23 protein-coding genes and 2 pseudogenes are annotated in these 25871 nt (G+C 59.7%); 17 read left to right on the top strand and 8 right to left on the bottom strand.

Annotated elements, in window-relative coordinates; all coding sequences use genetic code 11:
* The first annotated feature begins 87 nt into the window (after nucleotides 1–87).
* Nucleotides 88–489, top strand: a complete 402-nt coding sequence (locus ACA070_RS02480; protein ID WP_462028829.1) for a lectin OAA family protein — start codon at nucleotides 88–90, stop codon at nucleotides 487–489.
* A 57-nt stretch (nucleotides 490–546) separates the two neighbouring features.
* Here the strand turns inward: ACA070_RS02480 and asd are convergent, their stop codons facing one another.
* The 3 genes from asd to ACA070_RS02495 are packed head-to-tail and all read right to left on the bottom strand — an operon-like array spanning nucleotide 547 to nucleotide 3821.
* On the bottom strand, nucleotides 547–1407 hold the full coding sequence (gene asd / locus ACA070_RS02485; RefSeq protein WP_497449905.1) for an archaetidylserine decarboxylase: 861 nt from the start codon (nucleotides 1405–1407) through the stop codon (nucleotides 547–549).
* Nucleotides 1408–1424: 17 nt separating this feature from the next.
* Nucleotides 1425–2240 (bottom strand): rhodanese-like domain-containing protein, encoded by an 816-nt coding sequence (locus ACA070_RS02490; protein WP_497449906.1) that lies wholly within the window; start codon nucleotides 2238–2240, stop codon nucleotides 1425–1427.
* A gap of 42 nt (nucleotides 2241–2282) precedes the next feature.
* On the bottom strand, nucleotides 2283–3821 hold the full coding sequence (locus ACA070_RS02495; protein WP_497449907.1) for an HDOD domain-containing protein: 1539 nt from the start codon (nucleotides 3819–3821) through the stop codon (nucleotides 2283–2285).
* Nucleotides 3822–3987: 166 nt separating this feature from the next.
* Here ACA070_RS02495 and motA point away from each other — a divergent pair, with 166 nt between their 5' ends.
* Together motA and motB are read left to right on the top strand one after the other, a co-directional pair.
* A complete protein-coding gene (gene motA, locus ACA070_RS02500) occupies nucleotides 3988–4839 on the top strand; it encodes a flagellar motor stator protein MotA (protein ID WP_497449908.1) in 852 nt (283 codons plus the stop codon).
* A gap of 3 nt (nucleotides 4840–4842) precedes the next feature.
* On the top strand, nucleotides 4843–5877 hold the full coding sequence (gene motB / locus ACA070_RS02505; protein WP_497449909.1) for a flagellar motor protein MotB: 1035 nt from the start codon (nucleotides 4843–4845) through the stop codon (nucleotides 5875–5877).
* Nucleotides 5878–5920: 43 nt separating this feature from the next.
* On the opposite strand, the gene ACA070_RS02510 is transcribed toward motB, so the two are convergent.
* From ACA070_RS02510 to rsgA, 4 genes and pseudogenes are all read right to left on the bottom strand, one after another.
* Nucleotides 5921–6406 (bottom strand): toll/interleukin-1 receptor domain-containing protein, encoded by a 486-nt coding sequence (locus tag ACA070_RS02510; protein WP_497449910.1) that lies wholly within the window; start codon nucleotides 6404–6406, stop codon nucleotides 5921–5923.
* Complete coding sequence (locus ACA070_RS02515; RefSeq protein ID WP_497449911.1) at nucleotides 6406–7365, bottom strand: caspase family protein; 960 nt, start codon at nucleotides 7363–7365, stop codon at nucleotides 6406–6408. Before ACA070_RS02515 ends, ACA070_RS02510 begins: the two co-directional genes overlap by 1 nt.
* Nucleotides 7366–7368: 3 nt before the next feature.
* Nucleotides 7369–7777 (bottom strand): annotated as a pseudogene (locus ACA070_RS02520) (TIR domain-containing protein).
* A gap of 211 nt (nucleotides 7778–7988) precedes the next feature.
* The gene (rsgA, locus tag ACA070_RS02525; RefSeq protein WP_010464204.1) at nucleotides 7989–9020 is read right to left on the bottom strand and encodes a small ribosomal subunit biogenesis GTPase RsgA; all 1032 of its coding nucleotides are present in this window, start codon (nucleotides 9018–9020) and stop codon (nucleotides 7989–7991) included.
* A gap of 107 nt (nucleotides 9021–9127) precedes the next feature.
* Here rsgA and orn point away from each other — a divergent pair, with 107 nt between their 5' ends.
* The 3 genes and pseudogenes from orn (at nucleotide 9128) to ACA070_RS02540 (ending at nucleotide 11742) form a co-directional block, all read left to right on the top strand.
* Nucleotides 9128–9670 carry an oligoribonuclease gene (orn, locus tag ACA070_RS02530; RefSeq protein WP_056746367.1) on the top strand — a complete coding sequence of 181 codons (543 nt, stop codon included), beginning with the start codon at nucleotides 9128–9130 and terminating at the stop codon, nucleotides 9668–9670.
* A gap of 235 nt (nucleotides 9671–9905) precedes the next feature.
* Nucleotides 9906–10517: a trimeric intracellular cation channel family protein gene (locus ACA070_RS02535; protein ID WP_007945604.1), complete on the top strand. Its 612-nt coding sequence runs from the start codon at nucleotides 9906–9908 to the stop codon at nucleotides 10515–10517.
* Between the two features lie 167 nt (nucleotides 10518–10684).
* Nucleotides 10685–11742: pseudogene (locus ACA070_RS02540) on the top strand (Fic family protein).
* Here ACA070_RS02540 and queG read toward each other — a convergent pair.
* Complete coding sequence (queG, locus tag ACA070_RS02545) at nucleotides 11739–12827, bottom strand: tRNA epoxyqueuosine(34) reductase QueG (protein ID WP_497449912.1); 1089 nt, start codon at nucleotides 12825–12827, stop codon at nucleotides 11739–11741. The pseudogene ACA070_RS02540 and the gene queG sit on opposite strands and share 4 nt — an antisense overlap.
* A 63-nt stretch (nucleotides 12828–12890) precedes the next feature.
* Here queG and ACA070_RS02550 point away from each other — a divergent pair, with 63 nt between their 5' ends.
* From ACA070_RS02550 to ACA070_RS02600, 11 genes are all read left to right on the top strand, one after another.
* The gene (locus tag ACA070_RS02550) at nucleotides 12891–14390 is read left to right on the top strand and encodes an NAD(P)H-hydrate dehydratase (protein WP_497449913.1); all 1500 of its coding nucleotides are present in this window, start codon (nucleotides 12891–12893) and stop codon (nucleotides 14388–14390) included.
* Entirely contained in the window at nucleotides 14378–14848 is a 471-nt protein-coding gene (gene tsaE / locus ACA070_RS02555; RefSeq protein ID WP_497449914.1) for a tRNA (adenosine(37)-N6)-threonylcarbamoyltransferase complex ATPase subunit type 1 TsaE, read from the top strand. Before ACA070_RS02550 ends, tsaE begins: the two co-directional genes overlap by 13 nt.
* 48 nt (nucleotides 14849–14896) lie before the next feature.
* Nucleotides 14897–16276, top strand: a complete 1380-nt coding sequence (locus ACA070_RS02560) for an N-acetylmuramoyl-L-alanine amidase (RefSeq protein ID WP_497451902.1) — start codon at nucleotides 14897–14899, stop codon at nucleotides 16274–16276.
* On the top strand, nucleotides 16273–18183 hold the full coding sequence (gene mutL, locus ACA070_RS02565) for a DNA mismatch repair endonuclease MutL (protein WP_497449915.1): 1911 nt from the start codon (nucleotides 16273–16275) through the stop codon (nucleotides 18181–18183). The genes ACA070_RS02560 and mutL overlap by 4 nt, the downstream gene beginning before the upstream one ends.
* The gene (miaA, locus tag ACA070_RS02570) at nucleotides 18183–19154 is read left to right on the top strand and encodes a tRNA (adenosine(37)-N6)-dimethylallyltransferase MiaA (protein WP_462028818.1); all 972 of its coding nucleotides are present in this window, start codon (nucleotides 18183–18185) and stop codon (nucleotides 19152–19154) included. Before mutL ends, miaA begins: the two co-directional genes overlap by 1 nt.
* Before the next feature lie 94 nt (nucleotides 19155–19248).
* Nucleotides 19249–19509, top strand: a complete 261-nt coding sequence (gene hfq / locus ACA070_RS02575) for an RNA chaperone Hfq (protein ID WP_007902656.1) — start codon at nucleotides 19249–19251, stop codon at nucleotides 19507–19509.
* Between the two features lie 12 nt (nucleotides 19510–19521).
* Nucleotides 19522–20823 carry a ribosome rescue GTPase HflX gene (hflX, locus tag ACA070_RS02580; protein ID WP_497449916.1) on the top strand — a complete coding sequence of 434 codons (1302 nt, stop codon included), beginning with the start codon at nucleotides 19522–19524 and terminating at the stop codon, nucleotides 20821–20823.
* A gap of 96 nt (nucleotides 20824–20919) precedes the next feature.
* Nucleotides 20920–22092 carry an FtsH protease activity modulator HflK gene (gene hflK / locus ACA070_RS02585; protein ID WP_497449917.1) on the top strand — a complete coding sequence of 391 codons (1173 nt, stop codon included), beginning with the start codon at nucleotides 20920–20922 and terminating at the stop codon, nucleotides 22090–22092.
* Nucleotides 22092–22961, top strand: a complete 870-nt coding sequence (hflC, locus tag ACA070_RS02590; RefSeq protein WP_497449918.1) for a protease modulator HflC — start codon at nucleotides 22092–22094, stop codon at nucleotides 22959–22961. Before hflK ends, hflC begins: the two co-directional genes overlap by 1 nt.
* A 315-nt stretch (nucleotides 22962–23276) precedes the next feature.
* Nucleotides 23277–24464 carry an ATP phosphoribosyltransferase regulatory subunit gene (locus ACA070_RS02595; RefSeq protein WP_497449919.1) on the top strand — a complete coding sequence of 396 codons (1188 nt, stop codon included), beginning with the start codon at nucleotides 23277–23279 and terminating at the stop codon, nucleotides 24462–24464.
* 54 nt (nucleotides 24465–24518) lie between these two features.
* Entirely contained in the window at nucleotides 24519–25811 is a 1293-nt protein-coding gene (locus ACA070_RS02600; protein WP_010464193.1) for an adenylosuccinate synthase, read from the top strand.
* Nucleotides 25812–25871 lie beyond the last annotated feature (60 nt).

Genomic DNA, 25871 nt, shown 5'->3' on the forward strand with positions numbered 1-25871 from the left:
TGACACACGTGCGACTGGATACGCACAGTCGTACGGCCTGCTACCTACGCAGGGCAGGTCTCTTGTAACTTCAAGGAGATGAGGTTCATGTCTAAATACGTAGTGGCAAATCAATGGGGCGGTAGTTCGGCACCCTGGCATCCGGGCGGAGACTGGGTGTTAGGCGCGCGGGACAACCAGAACGTGGTCGCGATCGAGATCAAATCGGGCGATGGCGGGAAGAGCTTCACCGGCACCATGACTTACGCCGGTGAAGGTCCCATTGGCTTCAAGGCTCAACGCACGGGCCAGAACCAGTACAACGTGGAAAATCAGTGGGGCGGCAACGACGCTCCATGGCATCCGGGTGGCAAGTGGGTCATCGGCGGCCGTGATAATCAGAACGTTGTGGCGTTGAGCGTCACCTCCAATGACGGAGGGAAAAACCTCAGTGGCACCAATACCTACGCCAACGAAGGGCCGATCGGCTTTCGTGGACAGATAGAGTAACGGCGCTACCGAAATGTCCGCCCCTTCGAAGACGTTCGACGGGGCGGATTAGCCAGATCAGGCGATTGGCAGGCCCATGCCCTGGCCCATCTGTACCGGCGAACCGGCCGCCAATTTTTCAGCCCATTTCACTTGATCCGGCCCGAACAGCACGACTGCGGTTGAACCCAGCTTGAAGCGACCCAGCTCCGCACCTTTTTCCAGATGGATCGGCGCGCGGGCGGCTTCGTCGTAACGGAAGGTTTTCAGCTCGCGTTTCGGCGGCGTCACCAACCCGGCCCACACGGTTTCAATCGAGGCCACGATCATCGCGCCCACCAGCACCACGGCCATCGGCCCGCGCTCGGTGTCGAAAATGCACGCCACGCGCTCGTTGCGGGCAAACAGTTCAGGCACGTTTTCGGCGGTGGTCTGGTTGACCGAGAAAATCCGGCCCGGGATGTAGACCATCTCGCGCAGGGTGCCGGCCAGTGGCATGTGCACGCGGTGGTAGTCTTTCGGCGACAGGTAAATCGTCGCGAAATCACCACCCATGAACGGCGCAGCATTCGCGGCATCACCGCCCAGCAATTCCAGCACGCTGAAGCTGTGACCCTTGGCCTGGAACACGCGGCCGTGTTCGATCGGGCCGAGTTGGCTGACCGCGCCGTCGGCCGGGCTGAGAATCGCGCCGGGGGTTTCATCGAGCGGGCGAGCGCCGTCTTTCAGTGCGCGAGTGAAGAACGCGTTGAAATGCTCGTAAGCGGTCAGGTCTTCGACCAGGGCCTGGGACATGTCCACCTGATAACGCTTGGCGAACCAGGCGGTAAAGGCGTTCTTGAACCAGCGCACGCGGCATTCGGCAATGCAGCCGGCCAGTCGCGAGAGCAAGTGGTGAGGCAGCAGGTATTGGCTGAGGATAAACAAACGCTTATTCATTAACTGTCCTTAAAACCTTAAATCTCTACGGGCGTATCGGGATGGTTGCCCCATTCGCCCCAGGAGCCGGCGTAGCCTTTGACCCGCGGATAACCGAGGGATTTGGCCACCAGATAAGTGAAGCCAGAGCGATGGTGAGTCTGGCAGTGAGTGATGATTTCTTTGTCTTTGGTGATGCCGAGTTGTTCCAGGATCTGCGGCATGTCCGTGCGGATGCGCAGGTTGCGGGCCTGATCCATGCCGGCCGTCCATTCGAAATTCACCGCGCCGGGAATGTGCCCGGCCTTGGCTGCCAGGACTTTCTCGCCGGAGTACTCCAGCGGGCCGCGCGCATCCCAGACCGCCAGGTCGGCGGCGCCGAGACGGCTTTGCAGGTATTCGCGGGTGGCGGTCGGTTCGTCGTGCAGGGTCAACGCAACCGGGCGGCCAACGTGGGCCGGGATCTGGATCGACATGGGCATGCCTTCTGCCAGCCACGCCGTCAGGCCACCGTCTATATAGTGGTAATTGCGGTGGCCGATGACATCGAGCAGCCAGATAAAGCGCCCGGCCCACCCGCCGCCTTCGTCGTCATACACCACGTAGACCGCATCGGGGTTATGTCCAAGCTCACCGAACAACGCTTCGAGTGCCGCTTGCGGCGGCATCAGCCCCGGCGCTGGCGACTGACCGAGTTGCGTACGTTTGGGGTCGACAAAGCGCGCACCGGGAATATGCCCTTCGGCATAGCGGGCGCTGCTGGTCAGGTCCACCAGAATCAGTTCGCGGGACTCGAGGCGAGGGAGCAAGTCGCTCGGCTCGATGACCAGCGCCAAGCCAGAGAAGTCAGACATGTGAGGTCTCCAGAGCACAAAGGGGAGGATTGTAGCGCAGCGTCATTGGCTGCGCTGGCTAAAGCTATGGAGTGCCTTTTCAATGCACTGCGCGGTTTTGCCGAAAGCTTGCACGGTGATTTCCGAAAACGGCCCGCCGCCCTGATCCGCAACAACGACCATGATCACCCGACCATTATTGACCAGTGAACGCAGCAGCAAGTGTTCGCCGCGAAACTGCGCGCGCAGACTGGCCGGCAGCAGGGCCGAGAACTGGGCGTTGTTGGCCGGGGTCAATCGCACCTGGGCCTGTTGCGAGAGCAGGCGTTGCAGCACGGTGCTCTGACTGACGGCCAGGTTCAGCCCCGTCGCGTCCTTCGACAGCCCGGCGGTTTGATGCGCACGCAAATTGGCGTGGGTGCGGTCGGCCATCAAAATCATCACCCGACGCATGCCGCACGCGACCAGCGCGTCCCGTGCAGACGTGGTCAAGTGCATTGCATTGGTGAAGCGGCTCGGTTCGACCAGCAGTTCGGCGCATTGCTTGCGCCACGCCGTCAGGTCTTCGGTGGTCGGCGCCGGTGCCGGTAGCAAACCGGCGTGAATACGGTTAATGCCCGATGGCCAGATCAGCGCAACGGCGGGGTGCCAGATGTCCGGCATGGCGTGCTGGTGCGCGCTGTTGACGGCCTGTTGATGCAATTGCTGCTGCACTTCGCTCATCGGCATTTGCAGGTAAAGGCTGGTCAGGTATTGCCAGCGTTCGCTGTGCGGACTGTCCCAGGCCTGTTGCGCCGACAGTGCCAGGCCATTGGCCAACAGCACGGTATTGGCCGGCTGATTGAGCCAGCGACGCAGTGTTGGATCGTCATCGAGACGGTTTTGCTGGCGCAAAGGGTGCTCGCTGTCGCGGGCAATGCGCAGGACTTTGACCAGTTCTCGCTGCTCGTTGAGCAGCAGCCGATAACCTTGCTGCACCCAGATCGGCAGACGCCAGATATCCACCAGGGCCTGACAGATGTCCAGCAAGCGAACGCCGAACAATTGCTTTTCGACGTTGCGTGCTGACTCGCCTTTATGAATCACCCGCAGTTCCCACTCTTCGAGCAACTGCGGATGAGTCAACGCCATCGGCCACAGCGGCGAGAGAAACAGCAGGCTGCCCCAGTGGATGTCCTGCCAGAGCCGCGCCAGGCGTCCGGCGAAAAAGCCGTTGGCCTGTTGGGTCGCATGCTGGCTGATCAATTGCAGCTGACGCAACGCCACGGGTATCTGTGATTGGGGTTCGGCTGGCAACCGGGCGAGCAATTCTTCAGTGCGTTTCAAGCCGAGGCGATTGATCGCCACCTCAAGGTTTTCAGCAGGCTCGGTCATGCTGCCGTGGGTGTGGCGATTGGCTTCGCGAATCACGCTCAAGGCCAGGGCCGGGCTGTCTTGCAACAGTTCGGCGATGTCGCGCAATGAACTGCGGTTATCGGCGAGGGCCTTGCAGACACGGTCGTGACTGTCTTGCGGGACCGGCAGGCGCACACCATCGAGAAGCTTGACCCAGCCTTCAAGGGTGTTCGGTTTTGGGGTTGGGAGGTTCGTTTCGTTAGCCATGGTTGGACGTGATCATCGTCTGCATTACCTATGCCCACAGAGGGCTAAATTAGCTTTTCGTTTGAACTGGCTATAGTCTGGCGCAGTTTTGCCGATAAGTAGAAGAAGAGATTTTTTAACTTCCGAATATGACCTTGAACCCGACTCAGTAAGTGCTCTCCTACCTATGGCTAAATTAATCGGCATCATCGTCGTATTCGCGAGCGTGCTCGGCGGATACGTGCTCTCCCACGGCAAGATTGCCGCCCTGATCCAGCCTTTCGAGGTGATGATTATCGGGGGTGCGGCCCTCGGTGCATTCCTGCAGGCCAACCCTGGTCATATGTTCAAACACGTTCTCAAGAAATCCTTGGGAATGTTCAGCTCGCGTTTCAACCACACGTTCTATCTGGAAGTGCTGGGGCTGATTTACGAGATCCTCAACAAGAGCCGCCGCGAAGGCATGATGGCGATCGAAGGCGACATCGAAGATGCTGCCGCCAGCCCGATTTTCGCCAAGTACCCGGCCGTTCTGAAAGATGACCGCATGACGGCGTACATCTGCGATTACCTGCGCATCATGTCCTCCGGCAACATGGCTCCCCATGAGCTTGAAGGCCTGTTCGACATGGAGCTGACCAGCCTCAAGGAAGACCTGGATCATCCGTCCCACGCCGTGAACGGCATCGCCGACGCCATGCCCGGCTTCGGTATCGTCGCGGCCGTGTTGGGTATCGTGGTGACCATGGCTTCTTTGGGTGAAAGCGATCAGAAAATGATCGGCGTACACGTCGGTGCGGCACTCGTGGGTACCTTCTTCGGTATTCTCGCCGCCTACGGTTTCTTTGGCCCGCTGGCCCATGCCCTGGCCCACGAAGCCAAGGAAGAACTGAACGTCTACGAAGCCATCAAGGCCTCGCTGGTTGCTTCGGCTTCCGGTATGCCGCCATCGCTGGCGGTGGAATTCGGCCGCAAGGTTCTGTACCCGGCGCACCGTCCTAGCTTCGCTGAGCTGGAACAAGCGGTTCGCGGTCGCTAAGTCATGGAAAATAACCAGCCGATAATCATCAAACGCGTAAAAAAATACGCGGGCGGGCATCACGGGGGCTCCTGGAAAATCGCCTTCGCTGACTTCGCGACGGCGATGATGGCGTTCTTCCTGGTGCTGTGGCTGCTGTCCACGGCAACGCCGGAACAGAAGATTGCCATCGCCGGTTACTTCAAGGACCCGGTCGGTTTTTCCGAAAGCGGCACGCCGTACATCATCGATTTGGGCGGTTCGCCGACCCTGGCGCCGGAGAACACCCTCAACCCCGAGGTGAAGTCTCAGCCGCAACCCGACCGAGTCACCGTCGACACCGACCAGGTCGAAGGCATGGCCGAGCAGGTCGAGAAAGAACGCCTGGAACTGTTGCTGCAAGAGTTGCAGAACAAGGTCGATGAAAATCCGCAGCTGCAAAAATTCAAGGACCAGATCCTGTTCGAGATCACTCAGGACGGCTTGCGTATCCAGATCATGGACGCGGAAAACCGGCCGATGTTCGACTCAGGCTCAGCGCGTCTGAAACCGTATTTCGAAGACATCCTGCTGGCCATGGCCGACACCATCAAAGCGGTGCCGAACAAGATCAGCATCAGCGGCCACACCGATGCCAAGCCGTACTCGGGCACCGGTGATTTCGGCAACTGGGAACTCTCGGCCAACCGTGCCAACGCCGCTCGCCGTGCGCTGGTCGCCGGCAGCTATCCGGATCAGCAAGTGGCGCGGGTGGTCGGTTATGCCTCGTCGGCGCTGTTCGATCGCGATAACCCGTTCAACCCGGTCAACCGCCGGATCGACATCGTGGTGCTGACCAAGAAAGCCCAGCGCGCCATCGAAGGTTCGCAAGGTGCTGAACCGGCTCCTGCACCTGCGCCAACGCAAGGGCAGGGTGGCCCGGGCGAAGTGCCGGCCACGCCAGTCGATCCGAACGCATTGCCGGCGGATAAACAACCGCTGCCAGCCCATGAGCTACGCGAGCGACTGAATATCTTCGAAGACCCGGCACCGAAACCGGCGGAACCGCCGAAGCAGTGACCCACAAAAAAGCCGCGAGATGATCGCGGCTTTTTTGTGCCTGTCAGAAGCCGCGACGGATGCGGTTTTTGAGCTGGTCGTGAAATAGGTCGGCGTCGCTCTTGTAGGTGCCGCCAACGGATTCGCTGAAGGACTCCATTCCTATTGAGCGTTTGGACATGGACTCTTTGCGGTAGGCATCGATGAAAAAGCTGAGGTCGACATCGTTGCTCAGTTTCGGCCATTTATCGAGGTACAGCGGCAGCGCGCTGGCCCCGATCTTGTAGGAGCAGATCCGTCGATCACTGATGGTCGCTTCACCGATTTCGAACGGCACCCACCAGGACATGGCCGTCTCTTGTGAGACCACTGCCAGCAAGTGCGTGCATTCGGTAATGTTGCGGGTGATGACCGTCGTAATGTCGTCGGTTTGCTGGGATTCGGTGTCCAGCACATCGAGATAGGTTTTGATGTTTGCCTGTTTCAGGCGTGCATTGATGACCATTGCCTGCGCGCGGTCGGTGTGGCGGTAGCTGATAAACACTGGCATCAGAAATGTCCCTTGATCGCGAGTTCGCGGTAATAGGCGCCGAGGGCGGTGAGGCGGCAACCGGTGGAGTTCAGGGCGGCGTAATACATGTGCTCGGCGTCTACCGGTTCGATCAGGCTGTGTCGGTTGCACTTTTGCAGTTGGGCGAAAACTTCGCCGTGGTCCGGGTCGAACGATGTTTCGGTCGGTTCGTAGCTGGGGTCGAGCGCAAACACCGATTCTGCTTCGGCGAACCATTCGGGGAGCTTGCGCAGTATTTCCTTGGGGATCAGTGGCGAGACCTCACGCAATGAAATGAACTGCGACACATTGGTCTTGAAAACCGGCCGCTGTTCCCAGGCATCGAGCGCGTTGTCGACGAAGGAATAAAGGCTGCCGGGGGTGATTTTCCCCAGAATATTGGCGGCTCCACCGTGCAATGCCTGCAGCAACAAACCGGTGAAGATGCCGTGACCTGAACCTTCCATTGCCGGTTGTTCTTTTTTACAGGCCGTGAGAATGGTCATGCCCTCGCCGATCACGCTGCTTTCGCTACGCAAGGCCCGCATTTCCCCGAGAGCGCCGCCCTGACAGCAATCGAGAATGATGACTTTGTTTTTGATCTTCGTCGCTTTGGTGGCCCAGTTAAGAATGTCACTGAGCCGGATCCCGTCCTTGGCCGACTTGTAGTCCTGGGGCAGCAGCATGCCTTCATCGGTATCGGTGTCGAAATTACCGTGGCCGGCGAAATACAACAGAGCCACATCACAGTCCCCGGAAAACAAATCCTGGATGTGGCCTTCGAGTACCTCGCGGCCCAGATAACCCTCGGCTGAGGTCAGCACGATATTCTTGAAGTTCGGGTCCCCGTCGGCGTCGGTTTTCAGCACCGAGGCCATGGCCATCGCGTCGTTGTTGCAGCCACTCAATTGGGAAACATGGCTGTAGTTGTTGATCCCGATGAACAATCCCTTGCGCATGGCTCACCCCGCCGCGTGAGTGCGAATGGCACTGATGATGCTGTTGGTGTTCCAGGCGCATTCGGCATGTGCCGCCTGGCGTACTACGGCAGAAATCCGCTCCGCCCCAAAGGGCTTGATCGCGATGATCACCTTGCCCATGCGCCGGGCGATCTCGATTTCCTTGTTGATCCACTTGCTGTACGTGGAATACATCCCCGCCATGATCAGCACCGCCGAGCAAGGCCTGATCTTTGTTCTCGATGGCTTCTTCCAGTTGTTTATCGGTCTGCGCGCCGATGATCGGGTTGTCCGTTGGCACCGAAAAATTTTTGAATGTGAAGCCGGGTTTGGCGTTGAGCAGCCGCACGAGGTTGTCGTGGGCGTGGGGATAACTCCACGAGTGGCTGATGAACAAATGATAGGTTTGCATGGATATCCCTCGGTATCGCCGGAGTGCGAAGAGGGCTTGAATGTATGCACTTGGATGGCTGCAACAAGGGCTACACGGTTAAAGAGACGGGTCCTTCAAACAGGCGCGCAAATGCCCTACAGAGCAATCTGACGTTTAATCGGCGGGGGATTTGCAAGGAGCAACTGACAACCAGCCGCCCCGTCTGCATCGGAGCGGCTGGTGTGTCTGTTTAGTAGCTGGTTTCGGGCAGGCTGGCGATGATCGAGCGGTAGCTGTTCATCCGTTGCTGCTGCACGCGACCCTCTTCCAGGGCCTTGAGCAGGGCGCAACCCGGCTCGCGGTCATGCTTGCAGTCGCGGAAACGGCAGGTGCCGATCAGGTCGTTGAACTCGATGAAGCCGGCTTCGACGTCGGCGCGGCTGACGTGGCCCAGGCCGAATTCGCGGATGCCCGGGGAGTCGATCAACTCACCGCCACCGGGGAAGTGGAACAGCCGCGCGGTGGTCGTGGTGTGGGTGCCCTGGCCGGACAGCTCGGACAATGGACCGACCCGCGCTTCGACTTCCGGCAGCAGGCTGTTGACCAGCGAGGACTTGCCGACGCCGGACTGGCCGACGAAGACGCTGATGCGTCCGTCGAGCTGCTTCTGCAGTTGCTCCATGCCGTTGCCGTGGTGCGCCGAGACTTCCAGCACCGGGTAACCCAGCGTGCGGTAAACCGCCAGCAAGGCATTCAGCGCGGGGGCGTTCTGCTCGTCGATCAGGTCGAATTTGTTCAGCAGCAGCAGCGGCCGGATGCCGGCGTGCTCGGCAGCAACCAGATAACGGTCGATCAGGTTCGCGTGAGGTTCAGGCAGCGGGGCGAAAACGATGACGATCATGTCGACGTTGGCGGCTACAGGTTTGAGCTGGCCACGGCTGTCCGGACGGCAGAGTTCGGTCTTACGCGGCAGTTGCGCCACGATCACACCGATGCCCTGGTTGCCGGCACGCCAGACCACCTGATCACCGGTCACCAGCGCAGGCAGGTTGGCGCGCAAGTGACAACGGAACACTTCGCCGGCCAGTTCGCCCTCAAGGGCCTCGACTTCGACCTGCACACCGAAGTGCGCGATCACCAGGCCCGTCTGTTCCGGACCCAGGTCGCCGCCCTCAAGTGCCTCGACAGCCGAGGACTCGCGTTTGGCGGCGCGGGCAGCGCGCTCGCCCTGAATTTTTTCGATGCGCCAGTTTTGACGACGATTGAGTTGGCGTTTGGCCATGGGTGTTCCGTATCAAGAATGCAGCGATTAGGTAAAACGGCCGCGAGTTTAGCACGCCCGGGCGCCGCCCTAGGCTAAACTGCGCAGCATTGCCTAGGAGCCGACACATGCAAAACCCACAGAATCTGATCTGGATCGACCTGGAAATGACCGGTCTGAACCCTGATACCGACGTCATCATCGAGATGGCCACCATCGTCACCGACAGTGACCTGAACACCTTGGCCGAAGGGCCAGTGATCGCTATCCATCACAGCGACGAGATCCTCGCCGGCATGGACGAGTGGAACACCCGTCAACACGGAGGCTCGGGCCTGACCCAGCGGGTGCGCGACAGCCGCATCAGCATGGCCGAAGCCGAAGCCGAAACCATCGCCTTCCTGGAACAATGGGTGCCGAAGGGCAAGTCGCCGATCTGTGGCAACAGCATCTGCCAGGACCGTCGCTTCCTTTATACCCACATGAAATCCCTCGAAAGCTTCTTCCACTACCGCAACCTCGATGTGTCGACCCTTAAAGAGTTGGCCGCACGTTGGGCGCCGGACGTGCGCGACAGCTTCAAGAAGGGCAGCACTCACTTGGCCCTGGACGACATCCGCGAATCCATCGCCGAGCTGCAGCACTACCGCAAGCATTTCATCAAGTTCTGATTTGGCACCGAGAGGGCTTTTGTGGCGAGGGAGCTTGCTCCCGCTCGGCTGCGCAGCAGTCGTAAGTCAGCAGGCACGGTTTATCTGAAGGAATGCGTTGTCAGGAAATAGGGGCTGCTGCGCAGCCCAGCGGGAGCAAGCTCCCTCGCCACAGGTATTCGGTGTCTGTTCTGGCCCTCTTTTGGTGCCGCACCGAAATGGCTAGACTGCGCGCCTTTCTGCAAGGACCGCCACCATGTTGCTGATGCTTTACCTGATCGCCATCACCGCCGAAGCCATGACCGGTGCCCTGTCCGCCGGCCGTCGCGGGATGGACTGGTTTGGCGTGGTGCTGATCGCGTGCATCACGGCGCTCGGCGGCGGTTCGGTGCGTGATGTGCTGCTCGGTCACTATCCGCTGACCTGGGTCAAACACCCGGAATACCTGGTGCTGACCTCGATCGCGGCGATGTTCACTGTCTTCGCTGCACGCTGGATGCGCCACCTGCGCTCGCTGTTTCTGGTGCTCGACGCCGTGGGGCTGGTGGCATTCACCCTGATCGGCTGCATGACTGCCCTGGAAATGGGCCACGGCATGCTGGTGGCGTCGGTCAGCGGCGTGATCACCGGGGTTTTCGGCGGCATCCTGCGCGACATCTTCTGCAACGACATCCCGCTGATCTTCCGCCGCGAACTCTACGCCAGCGTCTCGTTCGCCGCGGCATGGTGCTACATGCTTTGCATCTACCTGCAGTTACCCGGCGAGCAGGCGATTCTGATCACCCTGTTTGGCGGTTTCCTGCTGCGGTTGCTCGCGATTCGTTTCCACTGGGAAATGCCGAAGTTCGTCTATAACGACGAAGCCTGATTTCAGCGGTATGCATGGTCTGATAAATGTGTGCTTCGAAATATCCTGCCGAGGAAGTCGCCTAGGTTGCTCAGTGAAAATTGGGTAAAAAGTTCATAAATGGGGTGGTTGGCTATTGAATTACCCTGTTTATGGTTGGGTTACCCTATTTGGCAGGTAAAACATCTATGCGGTCACTTAGTCCTGAGTTTCTCTTAACACTTCGCTACAACGGATTGCAGGTCGCGACGTTGCGGGCTCTCGGTGAGTATCGTGGCAAGCAACAATTGTTCGTTTCCCAGTCCCCAGAAATTCTCCAGGACCTGAAGCAGCTTGCAGTCATCGAGTCCACAGAGTCATCGAACCGATTGGAGGGGGTGGTTGTTTCGCCAAGTCGGTTGAAGTCGTTGATTATCAAAAATGCCGACCCGAAAAGTCGCTCCGAGCAAGAAGTTGCGGGGTACCGCGATGCGCTTTCTCTTATCCATGAAGCGGCAGAGGGGATGCCATTCTCCGAGGGCGTCATTCGGCAGTTGCACGGCATGCTTTATCGCTATTTACCGCAGGATGGCGGGGAGTGGAAAGCAACGAACAATGACATCATTGAGCGCCATCCGGACGGCAGTTCACGTATCCGCTTTCAACCGGTCGCTGCACATCTAACACCCATTGCAATGGTCGATATGGTCATGCAATACCGCAGAGCACTGGATCAGAATCTGGCAGACCCGCTGGTATTGGTCCCGCTGAGTATTCTCGACTTTCTCTGCGTACACCCTTTCTCAGAGGGCAACGGGCGCTTAGCTCGACTGCTTACCTTGTTGTTGCTTTACCAGTTTGATTATCGCGTAGGCCGTTTTATCAGCCTTGAGCGGATCTTCGAGGACTCAAAGGAAAGCTACTACGTAACGCTTGAGGTTAGCTCTCAAGGTTGGCATGAAGGCAGGCACGATGTTCAACCATGGCTCAACTATTTCTGGGGCGCGCTTCTTCGCGCTTACAAGGAGTTTGAGGAGCGTGTTGGTAAGATCGATAAGCGCCATGGAGGCAAAAGCGATCGAGTTCGAGTTGAAGCGTTGAAGCGTTGAAGCGCACCCTGCCGTTTTCGATTACTGAGCTTGAAGAGGCTTGCCCTGGCGTGAGTCGTGACACCGTGCGTATGGTTTTGCGTTCATTGAAAGCTGAAGGACTAATTGAGTCGACTGGGAAGGGGCGCAGTGCCAAGTGGATAAACTTGAATCGCTAAGGGCGAGTTCCATGGTTGCCAGCGCGCTGCTCATGTTGCTTCAACGCCCACTCCACATGCTCACGCACCAGCTCTGACGGATACTCCCGTCGCGCCTTCAACGCTTCCAGCACCGGAATGCTAGATGGTGCGTTCCCCAACCCTACCGCGAGGTTTCGCAACCAGCGCTCGTAACCTGCCCGACGTAGCGGTGAACCTTCAGTGCTGCTGAGGAACTTGTCCTCATCCCACATAAACAGTTCGGCCAGTTCGGCATTGTCCAGATTGTGCCGTGGCTTGAAGTCGCTTTCGCCGGACGGGCGGGCGAAGCGGTTCCACGGGCAGACGATCTGGCAGTCGTCGCAACCGAATACTCGATTGCCGATCAGTGGTCGCAAATCTTCGGGGATCGCGCTTTTCAGTTCGATGGTCAGGTAGGAAATGCAGCGCCGGGCGTCCAGCACATACGGGCCGACGAAGGCGTTGGTCGGGCAAATGTCCAGGCACGCGGTGCAGCGTCCGCAATGTTCGGTGCTGTGAGGTGGGTCTACCGGCAGCGGCAAATCAACAAAGAGCTCGCTGAGGAAGAAGTAACTGCCGGCCTTGCGATTCAACACCAGGGTGTTTTTGCCGATCCAGCCCAGGCCCGCCTTTTCTGCAATGGCTTTTTCCAGCACCGGTGCGCTGTCGACGAAGGCGCGGTAGCCGAACGGCCCGATGACTGCCTGGATTTTTTCTGCCAGGTGTTGCACACGTTTACGGATCAATTTGTGGTAATCGCGGCCCAAGGCATAACGCGATACGTAGGCTTTTTCCGGTTGGGCCAGCAACTGCGCCATTTGGGTATCGCCGGGCAGGTAGTCCATGCGCAGTGAAACTACGCGCAAGGTGCCGGGGACGAGTTCTTCCGGGTGTGAGCGTTTGCTGCCGTGGGCGCCCATGTATTCCATTTCGCCGTGGTAGCCGGCCGCCAGCCAGCGCTCCAGGTGTTGCTCATGCTCAGCCAGGTCCAGACCGCTGATGCCGACTTGCTGAAAGCCCAGCTCGCGACCCCATTCCTTGATGGATTGGGCGAGGGCGGGCAGGTCTGTGGTAATAGCGGGCATGAGGCGAGAGAAACCGGAGCTGAGGTGCGTATAATTCTGCCAGACATCGGAGCCCGAAGACGCATGCCGCACACTAAAGATGATTTACCCGACGCGCTGTACAGCGCCGCGCACGTGCGAGCCCTCGATGCGAACCTGATCGCGGCCGGCACGCCGGGCTTCGAATTGATGCAGCGCGCAGCGCGGGCGACCTGGCGTGCGCTGGTCCGTCAGTGGCCGTCGGCGAATGAATTGAGCGTGGTGGCCGGTCACGGCAATAACGCGGGCGACGGTTATCTGGTGGCGGTGCTGGCCCGGCGTGCCGGTTGGCATGTGCGGGTGCTGGCGGCTGGTGATCCTCAGTGTTTGCAGGGGGATGCGGCACTTGCCCATGCCGAGGCGGTGTCCGAAGGCGTCGCGGTTCAAACCTTCACGATGCAGTCAGAGTTGCGCGGTATCGTGCTGGACGCCGTGCTCGGCACCGGTTTGACGGGCGAGGTACGAGAGCCCTACGCCAGCGTGATCGCCGCGATCAATGCCAGCGGCCTGCCGGTGGCGGCGGTGGATATCCCTTCGGGCTTGTGTGCCGATACGGGGCGCTTGCTCGGCACGGCTGTTCGCGCTGATCTGACAGTGACTTTCATAGGCTTGAAGTTGGGTTTGTTCACGGGCGACGCTGCGGATGTGGTCGGCGAGCTGGTGTTCAACGATCTGCAAGCCTGCGCCGAGTCGTTTAACGGTGTCACCGTTGATGCGCGTCGCCTTACGCCCGGCAACTTGCCGCGGCTGGCGGGCCGCGCGCCAACTGCCCATAAAGGCAAATTCGGCCATGTATTACTGATTGGCGGTGATCGGGGTTTTGGTGGCGCCATTCTGCTGAGCGCACAAAGTGCCCTGCGCAGTGGTGCGGGCATGGTGTCCGTAGCCACGCGCAGTGAACATGTGCCGGCGGCGTTGGCGAGAATCCCTGAAGCGATGGTGTTGGGGGCTTCGTCGGCCAATCAACTGATGGAACTGCTTCAAAAGGTTTCCGTGCTGGTGGTCGGCCCGGGCCTGGGTCAGGCTTCCTGGGGCCGCAGTCTATTGTCGGCGGCAGCCAACGCGCCGTTGCCACAAGTGTGGGACGCCGATGCGCTGAATTTGCTGGCTTCAAGGCACGTGAGCTTGCCCAAGGACTGCGTGATCACGCCGCACCCGGGTGAAGCTGCGCGGTTGTTGGGGATAAGCACCGCCGAGGTTCAGGCTGATCGCCCGGCCGCCGCTCACGCACTGAGCAAAAAATATACAGCTATTGTGATTCTCAAGGGCGCCGGCAGTCTCATCGCCAGCCCCGATGGGCGCCTGTCGTTGTGTCATCAGGGCCATCCGGCCATGGCCACCGCCGGTTTGGGTGATGTGTTGGCCGGTCTGGTCGGCGCGGTGCTGGCCCAGGGCATGGACGCGTTCGACGCGGCCTGCCTGGCGGTCTGGCTGCACGCCAATGCCGGCGCGCAAGAAGGTAAATCGGGCCGTGGGCTGGCGGCCAGTGATCTGATCCCAGCCATTCGTCAGTTGTTGGAGGAGCAAGCACCGTGTCTGAAGTAACCCTGTACCTGGCCGATGAAGAGGCGATGACCGAATTTGGCGCACGTATCGCACAAACCACCCAAGGGCACGGTCTGATTTTTCTTGAAGGTGATCTGGGGGCGGGTAAAACCACGCTGTCGCGGGGCATCATCCGTGGCCTGGGGCATGTCGGGGCAGTCAAGAGCCCGACGTTTACCTTGGTCGAGCCCTATGAGATCGGCGACATTCGGGCCTTCCATTTCGACCTGTATCGACTGGTCGATCCGGAGGAGCTGGAGTACCTCGGCATCCGTGACTACTTCGAAGACGACGCGTTGTGCCTGATCGAATGGCCCCGGAAGGGTGCAGGCTTTTTGCCAAAGCCCGACCTGACCATTACCATTACCCCGCAAGACAGCGGGCGTTCGCTGAAAATTTTGTCCCAAGGCTCGCGCGGCGAGTCCTGGTGTGCCGCTTTGGCATTGGAAACCAATTAAATGATGGGGTCAGGTATGCGCTTTCGCGCGATGGTAGCTGCCGTAGGGATGTTGTTTTTGGCGGTGACCGTCGACGCTGTGGCCGAGACTAAGGTCAACAGCGTTCGCCTGTGGCGGGCGCCGGACAACACACGGCTGGTGTTCGACTTGTCCGGGCCGGTGCAACACAGCGTGTTCACCCTGACCGCACCGGATCGGCTGGTGATCGACATCAATGGCGCCACCCTTGGTGCGCCGTTGAACGTCAACAGCGCCAATAGCCCGATCACTGCCATGCGCTCGGCTCAACGCACGCCGACCGATCTGCGGGTGGTCATCGACCTGAAAAAAGCCGTCACGCCAAAAAGTTTTACCCTGGCGCCAAATGCCCAGTACGGCAATCGCCTGGTGGTCGATTTGTTCGATAACGCCGCCGATGCCGCGCCCATACCGGTGACGACCAATGTCGCGACGGTGGCTCCGGTGCCGGTCACTCCTGTGGAACCCGCGGTGAAACTGCCGCCTGCGCCTGCCGGCAAGCGCGACATCATCGTGGTGATCGACGCCGGTCACGGCGGCGAAGACCCGGGTGCCTCGGGCTCTCGTGGTCAGCGTGAAAAAGACGTGGTGCTGGCCATCGCCCGCGAATTGCAACGCCAGGTCAACGGCATGAAAGGCTTCCGCGCCGAACTGACCCGTACCGGCGACTACTTCATTCCGTTGCGCGGCCGTACCGAAATCGCCCGCAAAAAAGGCGCCGACTTGTTCGTCTCGATCCACGCCGATGCTGCGCCTTCGGCTGCTGCGTTCGGTGCGTCGGTGTTCGCCCTGTCTGATCGCGGCGCCACCTCGGAGACGGCCCGTTGGCTGGCCGACAGCGAAAACCGTTCCGACTTGATCGGCGGTGCCGGCAACGTCAGCCTCGACGACAAGGACCGCATGCTCGCGGGCGTACTTCTCGATTTGTCGATGACCGCCTCCCTGACGTCCAGCCTGAACGTTGGCCAAAAAGTCTTGAGCAACATCGGGCGCGTCACGCCCCTGCACAAGCAGCGGGTGGAGCAGGCCGGGTTCATGGTGCTGAAGTCGCCGGACATCCCATCGATCCTGGTGGAAACCGGGTTCATCTCCAACGCCAACGAAGCGTCCAAGCTGGCTGCAGCGAACCACCAGCAGGCGCTGGCGCGTTCGATCAGCAGCGGCGTGCGCCAGTTCTTCCAGCAGAACCCGCCGCCAGGCACCTACATCGCCTGGCTGCGTGATTCCGGCAAAATCGCCCAGGGCCCACGCGACCACCGGGTGAATCCGGGCGAGACGCTGGCGATGATTGCCGTGCGTTATCAAGTGTCTCCGGCCACCTTGCGCAGTGCCAATAATTTGCAAAGCGACGAGCTGAAAATCGGTCAGACCCTGACCATTCCCGGCACTGAACTGGCATCCAAAGAATGAACCAAGTGCTGACCCATACGGCTCGCATCGAGCTGCTCAGCCCGCGACTGGCGAACCAGATTGCCGCCGGTGAGGTGGTTGAACGCCCGGCCTCGGTGATCAAGGAGTTGTTGGAAAACAGCCTCGACTCCGGCGCCAGGCGCATCGATGTCGATGTGGAACAGGGCGGCGTCAAGCTGCTGCGGGTGCGCGACGACGGCAGCGGCATTTCCGCCGATGACCTGCCGCTGGCCCTGGCGCGACACGCCACCAGCAAGATCCGCAACCTCGAAGACCTCGAACAGGTCATGAGCCTCGGATTTCGCGGTGAAGCCCTCGCTTCGATCAGTTCCGTGGCGCGCTTGACCCTGACCTCCCGCACCAAGGAGGCCGATCAGGCCTGGCAGGTTGAGACCGAAGGTCGGGACATGGCGCCTCGCGTTCAACCCGCGGCCCATCCGGTGGGCACCTCGGTGGAAGTGCGCGACCTGTTCTTTAACACCCCGGCGCGGCGTAAATTCCTCAAGACCGAAAAAACCGAATTCGATCACCTGCAAGAAGTGATCAAGCGTCTGGCGTTGGCACGTTTCGACGTGGCGTTCCATTTGCGTCACAACGGCAAAACCATCCTCAGCCTGCACGAAGCCCATGACGACGCGGCGCGCGCGCGGCGAGTGGCGGCCATCTGCGGCTCGGGTTTCCTCGAGCAGGCGATGCCGATCGAAATCGAGCGCAATGGCTTGCATTTGTGGGGCTGGGTCGGCTTGCCGACGTTCAACCGTAGCCAGGCGGACTTGCAGTATTTCTTTGTGAACGGCCGTGCCGTGCGCGACAAACTGGTGGCCCACGCGGTGCGCCAGGCGTATCGCGACGTGCTGTTCAACGGTCGGCACCCGACGTTCGTGCTGTTTTTCGAGGTCGATCCGGCCGGTGTCGACGTCAACGTGCACCCGACCAAGCACGAAGTGCGCTTCCGTGACGGGCGCATGGTTCACGATTTCCTCTACGGCACCTTGCACCGCGCCTTGGGCGATGTGCGTCCGGATGATCATCTGGCGGCGCCGGTGGCGACGGCGATTGTTCGCCCGTCCGGTATCGATGCCGGCGAGTTCGGCCCACAGGGCGAAATGCGCCTGGCGGCCAATGCGTTGCTGGAGCAGCCGCAGGCACAACCGTCATTCAATACCGCGGCAGGCTCGGGCGCTGGCGCCGGTTATCAGTATCAGTACACGCCGCGACCTCAGTCCGGCGTGCCGGCGGCTGAGGCTCAGGCTGCGTACAAGGAGTTTTTTGCGCCGCTGCCAGAAGCTAACGCGGCTGCACTTCCGGCCGGGCAGGACGATATCCCACCGCTGGGGTACGCCTTGGCGCAACTCAAAGGCATCTACATTCTCTCGGAAAACGCCCAGGGCCTGGTGCTGGTCGACATGCATGCCGCCCACGAGCGGATCATGTATGAACGCTTGAAAATCGCCATGGCCAGCGAAGGCCTGAGTGGCCAGCCGCTGTTGGTTCCGGAATCGTTGGCGGTGAGCGAGCGCGAAGGCGATTGCGCCGAAGAGAACGTCGCATGGTTCCAGCGCCTGGGCTTTGAATTGCAGCGTCTCGGTCCGGAAACGCTGGCCATTCGGCAGATTCCGGCCTTGCTCAAGCAAGCCGAAGCCAATCGATTGGTGAGTGATGTGCTGGCCGATCTGATGGAATACGGCACCAGCGACCGCATCCAGGCGCACCTGAACGAACTTCTTGGCACCATGGCCTGCCACGGCGCGATTCGGGCGAATCGGCGTCTGGCGCTGCCGGAAATGAACGGTCTGCTGCGGGACATGGAAAACACCGAGCGCAGCGGTCAATGCAACCATGGCCGACCGACCTGGACCCAGCTGGGCCTGGACGATCTGGACAAACTGTTCTTGCGCGGTCGTTGATGAGCCAGCTCCCTCCTGCGATTTTCCTGATGGGCCCGACCGCAGCGGGCAAGACCGACCTGGCCATCGAGCTGACCAAGGTCCTGCCTTGCGAGCTGATCAGCGTCGATTCGGCGCTGGTCTATCGCGGCATGGACATCGGCACCGCCAAACCCTCGAAAGAGATTCTGGCCGAATTTCCGCACCGCTTGATCGATATTCTCGACCCGGCCGAGAGCTATTCGGCCGCCGATTTCCGTCGCGATGCACTTGAGGCGATGGCCGAGATCACTTCGCGAGGCAAAATTCCACTGCTTGTAGGCGGCACGATGCTCTACTACAAGGCTTTGGTCGAAGGGCTGGCAGAAATGCCGGCGGCGGATCCCGAGGTTCGCGCGCAGATCGAAGAAGAGGCTGCACGCCTTGGCTGGCAAGCCTTGCACGAACAGTTGGCGGTCATCGATCCGGTTTCTGCGGCGCGAATTCATCCGAACGATCCGCAGCGACTCAGTCGAGCGCTGGAAGTTTATCGCGTCAGCGGTCAGAGCATGACCGAGCTGCGACTGAGACAAAGTGCGCAAAGTACTGAAGCAGCCGCTTCGGGACTGCAACAATTGCCCTATACTGTCGCGAACTTGGCCATTGCTCCGGCAAATCGCCAGGTACTGCACGAGCGAATTAAACAAAGATTCACAGTTATGTTGGAACAGGGATTCATTGACGAGGTCGTAGCCCTGCGTAAGCGAAGTGACCTGCATTCAGGGTTGCCGTCTATACGTGCGGTAGGCTACCGACAAGTCTGGGACTACCTGGATGGCAAGCTGACGCAAGCCGAGATGCAGGAGCGTGGAATCATTGCCACGCGCCAATTGGCAAAGCGTCAGTTCACCTGGCTGCGCAGTTGGGCTGATTTACACTGGCTGGACAGCCTGGATTGCGACAATCTGCCGCGCGCCTTGAAATACCTGGGGACCATCTCCATATTGAGCTGAGTCCTTGCAATTGCCGTCTATCCTTGGGGGTGTGACGGCCACAAGCCATCTGTTTACCTATTTTTTATATTGAATCCTTAAAGGAGTGCGGCACATGTCAAAAGGGCATTCGCTACAAGACCCTTACTTGAATACTTTACGTAAAGAGAAAGTTGGGGTGTCCATCTACCTGGTCAACGGGATCAAACTGCAAGGCACGATCGAGTCTTTCGACCAGTTCGTTATCCTGCTGAAGAACACCGTCAGCCAGATGGTTTACAAACACGCTATCTCTACAGTGGTGCCGGTTCGTCCAATTCGTCTGCCTAGCGCAACCGAATCCGAAGCAGGTGACGCTGAGCCAGGTAACGCCTGATAGGAGTCTCCTTTGTTCTTTGAGCGCCACGGTGGTGGTGAGCGAGTGATCCTCGTTCACTTGGATGGACAGGACCCTGAGGCGCGCGAAGATCCGCAGGAGTTTCAGGAGTTGGCTAATTCGGCCGGCGCCGAGACCGTTGCGTTTTTTAACGTGCCGCGTCATCGGCCAACCGCCAAATTCCTGATTGGCAGCGGCAAGGTCGAGGAGCTACGCGACCTGGTCCATGCCGAAGAGGCCGATCTGGTGATCTTCAATCACATCCTTACGCCAAGTCAGGAACGTAACCTCGAACGTGTTTTCGAGTGTCGCGTGATCGACCGCACCGGTCTGATTCTCGATATTTTCGCCCAACGTGCCCGTACCCATGAAGGCAAGCTCCAGGTAGAACTGGCCCAGCTTGACCACATGAGCACCCGGCTGGTTCGTGGCTGGACTCACCTTGAACGTCAAGGTGGCGGTATCGGCATGCGTGGCCCGGGTGAAACCCAACTGGAAACCGACCGCCGTTTGCTGCGGGTTCGCCTGCGACAGATCAAGGGCCGGCTGGAAAAAGTGCGCAGTCAGCGCGAACAGTCCCGACGCGGCCGCTCGCGTGCTGACATTCCTACCGTGTCACTGGTGGGGTATACCAACGCCGGTAAATCCACGCTCTTCAATAACGTGACGAAATCCGACGTGTACGCGGCTGACCAGTTGTTTGCCACGCTGGACCCGACCTTGCGCCGTCTGGAACTGGACGACCTGGGGCCGATTGTCCTGGCTGACACCGTGGGTTTCATCCGCCACTTGCCCCACAAACTGGTTGAGGCATTTCGGTCTACCCTCGAAGAGTCGAGCAATTCCGACCTGCTGTTGCACGTGATTGATGCGGCCGAACCGGATCGCATGTTGCAGATCGAGCAAGTGATGGTGGTGCTGGGCGAGATCGGTGCCCAGGACTTGCCGATCCTCGAGGTCTATAACAAACTCGATTTGCTTGAAGGCGTTGAGCCACAAATCCAGCGCGACGAAAACGGCAAGCCCCAACGGGTCTGGTTGTCGGCGCGTGATGGCAGTGGACTGGAATTGCTTGAGCAAGCCATTGCCGAGTTGCTGGGCGGTGATTTGTTTATCGGTACCTTGCGCTTGCCTCAGCGTTTTGCGCGACTGCGTGCACAGTTTTTCGAACTGGGCGCGGTACAGAAAGAAGAACACGACGAAGAAGGCACCTGCCTGCTGGCCGTTCGTTTGCCACGGATCGAGTTGAATCGACTCGTGAGCCGCGAAGGATTGCAGCCGATGGATTTCATCGAGCAACACACTTTGCAATAAAAGCCTGAGAAAGCGGTTGTGCCGTGGTGACAGGCATTCTGTAGCATTGGTCGGCGCGCCGTGGGTGCGTCTTTGCTTTATCAGATGGAGAGCGCTATGGCTTGGAATGAGCCGGGTGGCAACTCGAATAATCAGGATCCTTGGGGTGGCAAGCGCCGCAATAACGGCGACCGCAAGGGACCACCGGATCTCGACGAGGCCTTCCGAAAGCTGCAGGAAAGCCTGAACGGGTTGTTCGGTGGTGGTAAAAAACGTGGTGATGACGGCGGTGGTTCGGGCAAGAGTGGCGGCTTCGGCGGCCTGCTCGGCATCGGCCTGGTCGTGCTGGCGGCTGTGTGGCTGTACAGCGCGGTCTACGTAGTCGACGAGCAGGAGCAAGCCGTGGTGCTGCGCTTCGGCAAGTACTACGAAACCGTCGGCCCGGGCCTGAACATCTATTTCCCGCCGATCGATCGCAAGTACCTGGAAAACGTCACGCGTGAGCGTGCCTATACCAAGCAGGGTCAAATGCTCACTGAAGACGAGAACATCGTCGAAGTGCCGCTGACCGTGCAGTACAAGATCAGCAACCTGCAGGACTTCGTCCTGAGCGTCGATCAGCCGGAAATCAGCCTGCAGCACGCGACCGAAAGTGCCTTGCGCCATGTGGTGGGTTCCACCGCGATGGACCAGGTGCTGACCGAAGGTCGTGAGTTGATGGCCAGCGAAATCAAGGAGCGTCTGCAACGCTTCATGGATACCTATCGCACCGGTATCACCGTCACACAGGTCAACGTACAGAGCGCAGCGGCACCGCGTGAAGTGCAGGAAGCCTTCGATGACGTGATCCGCGCCCGTGAAGACGAGCAGCGTTCGCGCAACCAGGCTGAAACCTACGCCAACGGCGTCGTGCCGGAAGCCCGTGGTCAGGCCCAGCGCATCATCGAAGATGCCAACGGTTACCGCGACGAAACCGTCTCGCGCGCCAAGGGTGAGGCCGATCGCTTCACCAAACTGGTGAGCGAGTACCGCAAGGCACCTGAAGTGACCCGTGAGCGTCTGTACCTGGACACCATGCAGGAAGTCTTCAGCAATACCAGCAAGGTTCTCGTGACCGGTAACAAGAATGGCCAGAGCAATCTGCTCTACTTGCCGCTGGACAAAATGGTCGAAAGTGGTCGCAACACCAGCGCTCCGGTGACCGGTGCGGCAGCCAGCAGCAATGAAGCGAATGCGCGTGCGGCAGCCGATCTGCAGCAACAGCAAGCTCGTACCAGGGAGAGTCGCTGATGAGCAATAAATCGCTGATCGCCCTAATTGTCGTCGTCGTCGTGGCCATCGCTGCCTGGAACTGCTTCTACATCGTGGCTCAGACCGAGCGCGCGGTGCTGCTGCAGTTCGGTCGAGTGGTCCAGACTGATGTTCAGCCGGGCCTGCATGTGAAAGTGCCTTACGTTAACCAGGTGCGCAAATTCGACGCACGCCTGATGACGCTGGATGCACCGACACAACGCTTCCTGACGCTGGAAAAGAAAGCCGTCATGGTCGATGCCTACGCCAAGTGGCGCGTGAAGGACGCTGAGCGTTACTACACCGCGACCTCCGGCCTCAAGCAGATTGCCGACGAGCGTCTTTCCCGTCGTCTGGAGTCGGGCCTGCGTGACCAGTTCGGTAAGCGCACGCTGCACGAAGTGGTGTCCGGTGAGCGCGATGCGCTGATGACCGATATCACGGCTTCGCTGAACAAGATGGCGGAAAAAGAGCTGGGCATCGAAGTGGTTGATGTTCGGGTCAAGGCCATCGATCTGCCGAAAGAAGTGAACCGCAGTGTGTTCGAGCGTATGAGCTCCGAGCGTGAGCGTGAAGCTCGCGAGCACCGCGCCAAGGGTAACGAGCTGGCAGAAGGCATACGTGCCGACGCCGATCGTCAACGCCGCGTGCTGCTGGCTGAAGCCTATCGTGAATCCGAAGAGGTTCGCGGTGACGGTGACGCCCAGGCTGCTGCGATCTACTCCAAGGCCTACGGCCAGGACCAGGAGTTCTACGGTTTCTACCGTAGCCTGCGTGCCTACCGTGAAAGCTTCGCGAACAAATCCGACGTCATGGTCCTGGACCCAAGCAGCGACTTCTTCCGTTACCTGGAAAAAGCCAAGCCTTGATACGACGTTGACCTGAATCATCCCCCGCCTGGCGGCTAAAGCCTCGGGCGGGGTGATCCTTTGGGAAAACGTGTGTATGATGCGGCAGCCGGGAAATTCCCGGCTTTTTTGCGTCTGCACGTTTGATTGCGGTTTTTTAGGCAGACGCCTGAGTTGAATGGCTCAAAGGTTTTTCGAGGAAAGTGGTTGGCGAAGCCGGTTTCAGGCTTTTCGCCACGTTGTTTATGCGCGTGGTTTGCACATGAGCCGATCATTTTCTGCTTCACTCAAGGCTTGCCCAACGGCTGGCCGCCCGGATCATAGGGGAATGGCGTAATGGCAACGGTAGACCGCTGGCTGCTGCCAGATGGCATCGAAGAAGTACTGCCACCAGAGGCGGCGCGCATTGAAGTCGCGCGCCGTCAGGTGTTGGATCTGTTCCAGAGCTGGGGTTACGAGTTTGTCGTGACTCCCCATATCGAGTACCTCGAATCCCTGCTGACCGGCGCGGGCTCGGACCTCGATCTGCGTACCTTCAAGGTCATCGACCCGCAATCGGGCCGGCAGATGGGCTTTCGTGCCGACATCACGCCGCAAGTGGCGCGCATCGATGCGCACACCTTGCGTCGCGAAGGCCCGAGCCGTCTGTGCTATGCCGGCAGCGTGCTGCATGCCCAGCCACGTGCCTTGTCGTCCTCGCGCAGCCCGATCCAGCTGGGTGCCGAGTTGTACGGCGATGCCAGCCCGAGCAGCGACGTGGAAGTCATCAGCCTGATGCTGGCCATGCTGCAACTGGCCGATGTGCCGGATGTGCACATGGACCTCGGTCATGTCGGCATCTACCGCGGCCTTGCCCGTGCGGCCGGTTTGTCCGGTGAAGTTGAACAGCAGTTGTTCGATGCGTTGCAACGCAAGGCGATCGACGAGGTCATTACCTTGACCGAAGGTTTGCCTGCCGATCTGTCGGGCATGCTGCGAGCGTTGGTCGATTTGTGTGGCGGTCGCGAAGTATTGAGCGCTGCCCGCGAGCGTCTGGCGCGAGCACCGGCGCCTGTTCTGGCAGCGCTGGACGATCTGCTGGCGATTGCCGAGCGTCTGTCCACGCGTTTTCCGGAATTGCCGCTTTACTTCGATCTGGGCGAGTTGCGCGGCTACCACTACCACACCGGTGTAGTGTTCGCAGTGTTTGTACCGGGCGTGGGCCAGTCAATTGCTCAGGGCGGTCGATATGACGACATCGGCGCCGACTTCGGTCGCGCGCGTCCGGCAACCGGCTTCTCTACCGATTTGAAAACCCTGGTGACCCTGGGGCGTGCTGAGATCGAGCTACCGTCTGGCGGTATCTGGATGCCTGACAGTACGGATGCGGCACTCTGGCAGCAGGTTTGCCAGTTGCGCAGTGAGGGTCAGCGTGTCGTTCAGGCGTTGCCTGGACAACCTTTGGCCGCCGCCCGTGAAGCGGACTGCGACCGGCAATTGATTCAGCAGAACGGGCTTTGGCAAGTATCGCCACTGGCTTCTTGAGTTTTCCCGCCGGCCGCGGCCGGCACCAAGTTTGCGCGAATGAGGACAAGTGTTATGGGTAAGAATGTCGTAGTCCTGGGCACCCAATGGGGTGATGAGGGCAAAGGCAAGATCGTTGATCTGCTGACCGAACATGCTGCCGCCGTAGTGCGCTACCAGGGCGGCCACAACGCTGGTCACACCTTGGTGATCGATGGCGAAAAAACCGTCTTGCACCTGATCCCGTCGGGCGTGCTGCGCGAAGGCGTGCAGTGCCTGATCGGCAACGGCGTGGTGGTTGCACCCGACGCTCTGCTGCGGGAAATCATCAAGCTGGAAGAGAAAGGCGTACCGGTGCGTGAGCGCCTGCGTATCAGCCCGTCCTGCCCGCTGATCCTGTCCTACCACGTAGCGCTGGACCAGGCCCGTGAAAAGGCCCGTGGCGAGCTGAAGATCGGTACCACCGGTCGCGGCATCGGCCCGGCTTACGAAGACAAGGTTGCACGTCGCGGTCTGCGCATCGGTGACCTGTTCCACCGTGAGCGTTTCGCCGCCAAGCTGGGCGAGTTGCTGGATTACCACAACTTCGTCCTGGTCAATTACTACAAAGAGCCGGCGATCGACTTCCAGAAAACTCTGGATGAGTGCATGGAATACGCCGAGCTGCTGAAGCCGATGATGCTCGACGTCACCGCCGAGCTGCACGAGCTGCGCCGCGCTGGCAAAGACATCATGTTCGAAGGCGCCCAGGGCTCCTTGCTGGACATCGACCACGGCACCTACCCGTACGTCACCAGCTCCAACACCACCGCGGGCGGCATTGCCACCGGTTCGGGTTTTGGCCCGATGTACCTGGATTACATCCTCGGCATCACCAAGGCTTACACCACTCGCGTCGGTTCGGGTCCGTTCCCGACTGAGCTGTTCGACGACGTTGGCGCCTTCCTGGCCAAGCGTGGCCACGAGTTCGGTGCTACCACCGGCCGTGCCCGTCGTTGCGGCTGGTTCGATGCCGTCATCCTGCGTCGCGCTATCGACGTCAACAGCATCTCGGGCCTGTGCCTGACCAAGCTGGACGTGCTGGACGGTCTGGAAACCATCAACATCTGTGTTGGCTACAAGAACCAGGATGGTGCAGTGATCGACGCACCGACTGACGCCGACAGCTACATCGGCCTGGAGCCGGTGTACGAAGAGATGCCAGGCTGGACCGAGTCCACCGTCGGCGCCAAGACGCTGGAAGAGCTGCCGCAAGCTGCTCGCAACTACATCAAGCGTGTTGAAGAGTTGGTCGGTGCGCCGATTGACATTATTTCGACGGGCCCGGACCGCAACGAAACCATCGTTTTGCGTCACCCGTTCGCTTAATAAGTCGTTGATGTAGAAAGCAAAGGGTCCTTAATTGGACCCTTTGTCGTTTATGCCTGC

This window comes from Pseudomonas sp. LBUM1678, from assembly GCF_059695575.1.

What these genes read in the sequence shown, in the direction of transcription:
- hfq (WP_007902656.1), top strand. Translation starts at nt 19,249, where the DNA reads ATGTCAAAAGGGCATTCGCTACAAGACCCTTACTTGAATACTTTACGT.
- orn (WP_056746367.1), top strand. Translation starts at nt 9,128, where the DNA reads ATGCAAAACCCACAGAATCTGATCTGGATCGACCTGGAAATGACCGGT.
- hflK (WP_497449917.1), top strand. Translation starts at nt 20,920, where the DNA reads ATGGCTTGGAATGAGCCGGGTGGCAACTCGAATAATCAGGATCCTTGG.
- queG (WP_497449912.1), bottom strand. Translation starts at nt 12,827, where the DNA reads ATGCCCGCTATTACCACAGACCTGCCCGCCCTCGCCCAATCCATCAAG.
- ACA070_RS02535 (WP_007945604.1), top strand. Translation starts at nt 9,906, where the DNA reads ATGTTGCTGATGCTTTACCTGATCGCCATCACCGCCGAAGCCATGACC.
- rsgA (WP_010464204.1), bottom strand. Translation starts at nt 9,020, where the DNA reads ATGGCCAAACGCCAACTCAATCGTCGTCAAAACTGGCGCATCGAAAAA.
- asd (WP_497449905.1), bottom strand. Translation starts at nt 1,407, where the DNA reads ATGAATAAGCGTTTGTTTATCCTCAGCCAATACCTGCTGCCTCACCAC.
- mutL (WP_497449915.1), top strand. Translation starts at nt 16,273, where the DNA reads ATGAACCAAGTGCTGACCCATACGGCTCGCATCGAGCTGCTCAGCCCG.
- ACA070_RS02560 (WP_497451902.1), top strand. Translation starts at nt 14,897, where the DNA reads ATGTTGTTTTTGGCGGTGACCGTCGACGCTGTGGCCGAGACTAAGGTC.
- ACA070_RS02550 (WP_497449913.1), top strand. Translation starts at nt 12,891, where the DNA reads ATGCCGCACACTAAAGATGATTTACCCGACGCGCTGTACAGCGCCGCG.
- ACA070_RS02495 (WP_497449907.1), bottom strand. Translation starts at nt 3,821, where the DNA reads ATGGCTAACGAAACGAACCTCCCAACCCCAAAACCGAACACCCTTGAA.
- ACA070_RS02595 (WP_497449919.1), top strand. Translation starts at nt 23,277, where the DNA reads ATGGCAACGGTAGACCGCTGGCTGCTGCCAGATGGCATCGAAGAAGTA.
- miaA (WP_462028818.1), top strand. Translation starts at nt 18,183, where the DNA reads ATGAGCCAGCTCCCTCCTGCGATTTTCCTGATGGGCCCGACCGCAGCG.
- ACA070_RS02515 (WP_497449911.1), bottom strand. Translation starts at nt 7,365, where the DNA reads ATGCGCAAGGGATTGTTCATCGGGATCAACAACTACAGCCATGTTTCC.
- motA (WP_497449908.1), top strand. Translation starts at nt 3,988, where the DNA reads ATGGCTAAATTAATCGGCATCATCGTCGTATTCGCGAGCGTGCTCGGC.
- ACA070_RS02600 (WP_010464193.1), top strand. Translation starts at nt 24,519, where the DNA reads ATGGGTAAGAATGTCGTAGTCCTGGGCACCCAATGGGGTGATGAGGGC.
- ACA070_RS02510 (WP_497449910.1), bottom strand. Translation starts at nt 6,406, where the DNA reads ATGCCAGTGTTTATCAGCTACCGCCACACCGACCGCGCGCAGGCAATG.
- ACA070_RS02490 (WP_497449906.1), bottom strand. Translation starts at nt 2,240, where the DNA reads ATGTCTGACTTCTCTGGCTTGGCGCTGGTCATCGAGCCGAGCGACTTG.
- ACA070_RS02480 (WP_462028829.1), top strand. Translation starts at nt 88, where the DNA reads ATGTCTAAATACGTAGTGGCAAATCAATGGGGCGGTAGTTCGGCACCC.
- hflC (WP_497449918.1), top strand. Translation starts at nt 22,092, where the DNA reads ATGAGCAATAAATCGCTGATCGCCCTAATTGTCGTCGTCGTCGTGGCC.
- motB (WP_497449909.1), top strand. Translation starts at nt 4,843, where the DNA reads ATGGAAAATAACCAGCCGATAATCATCAAACGCGTAAAAAAATACGCG.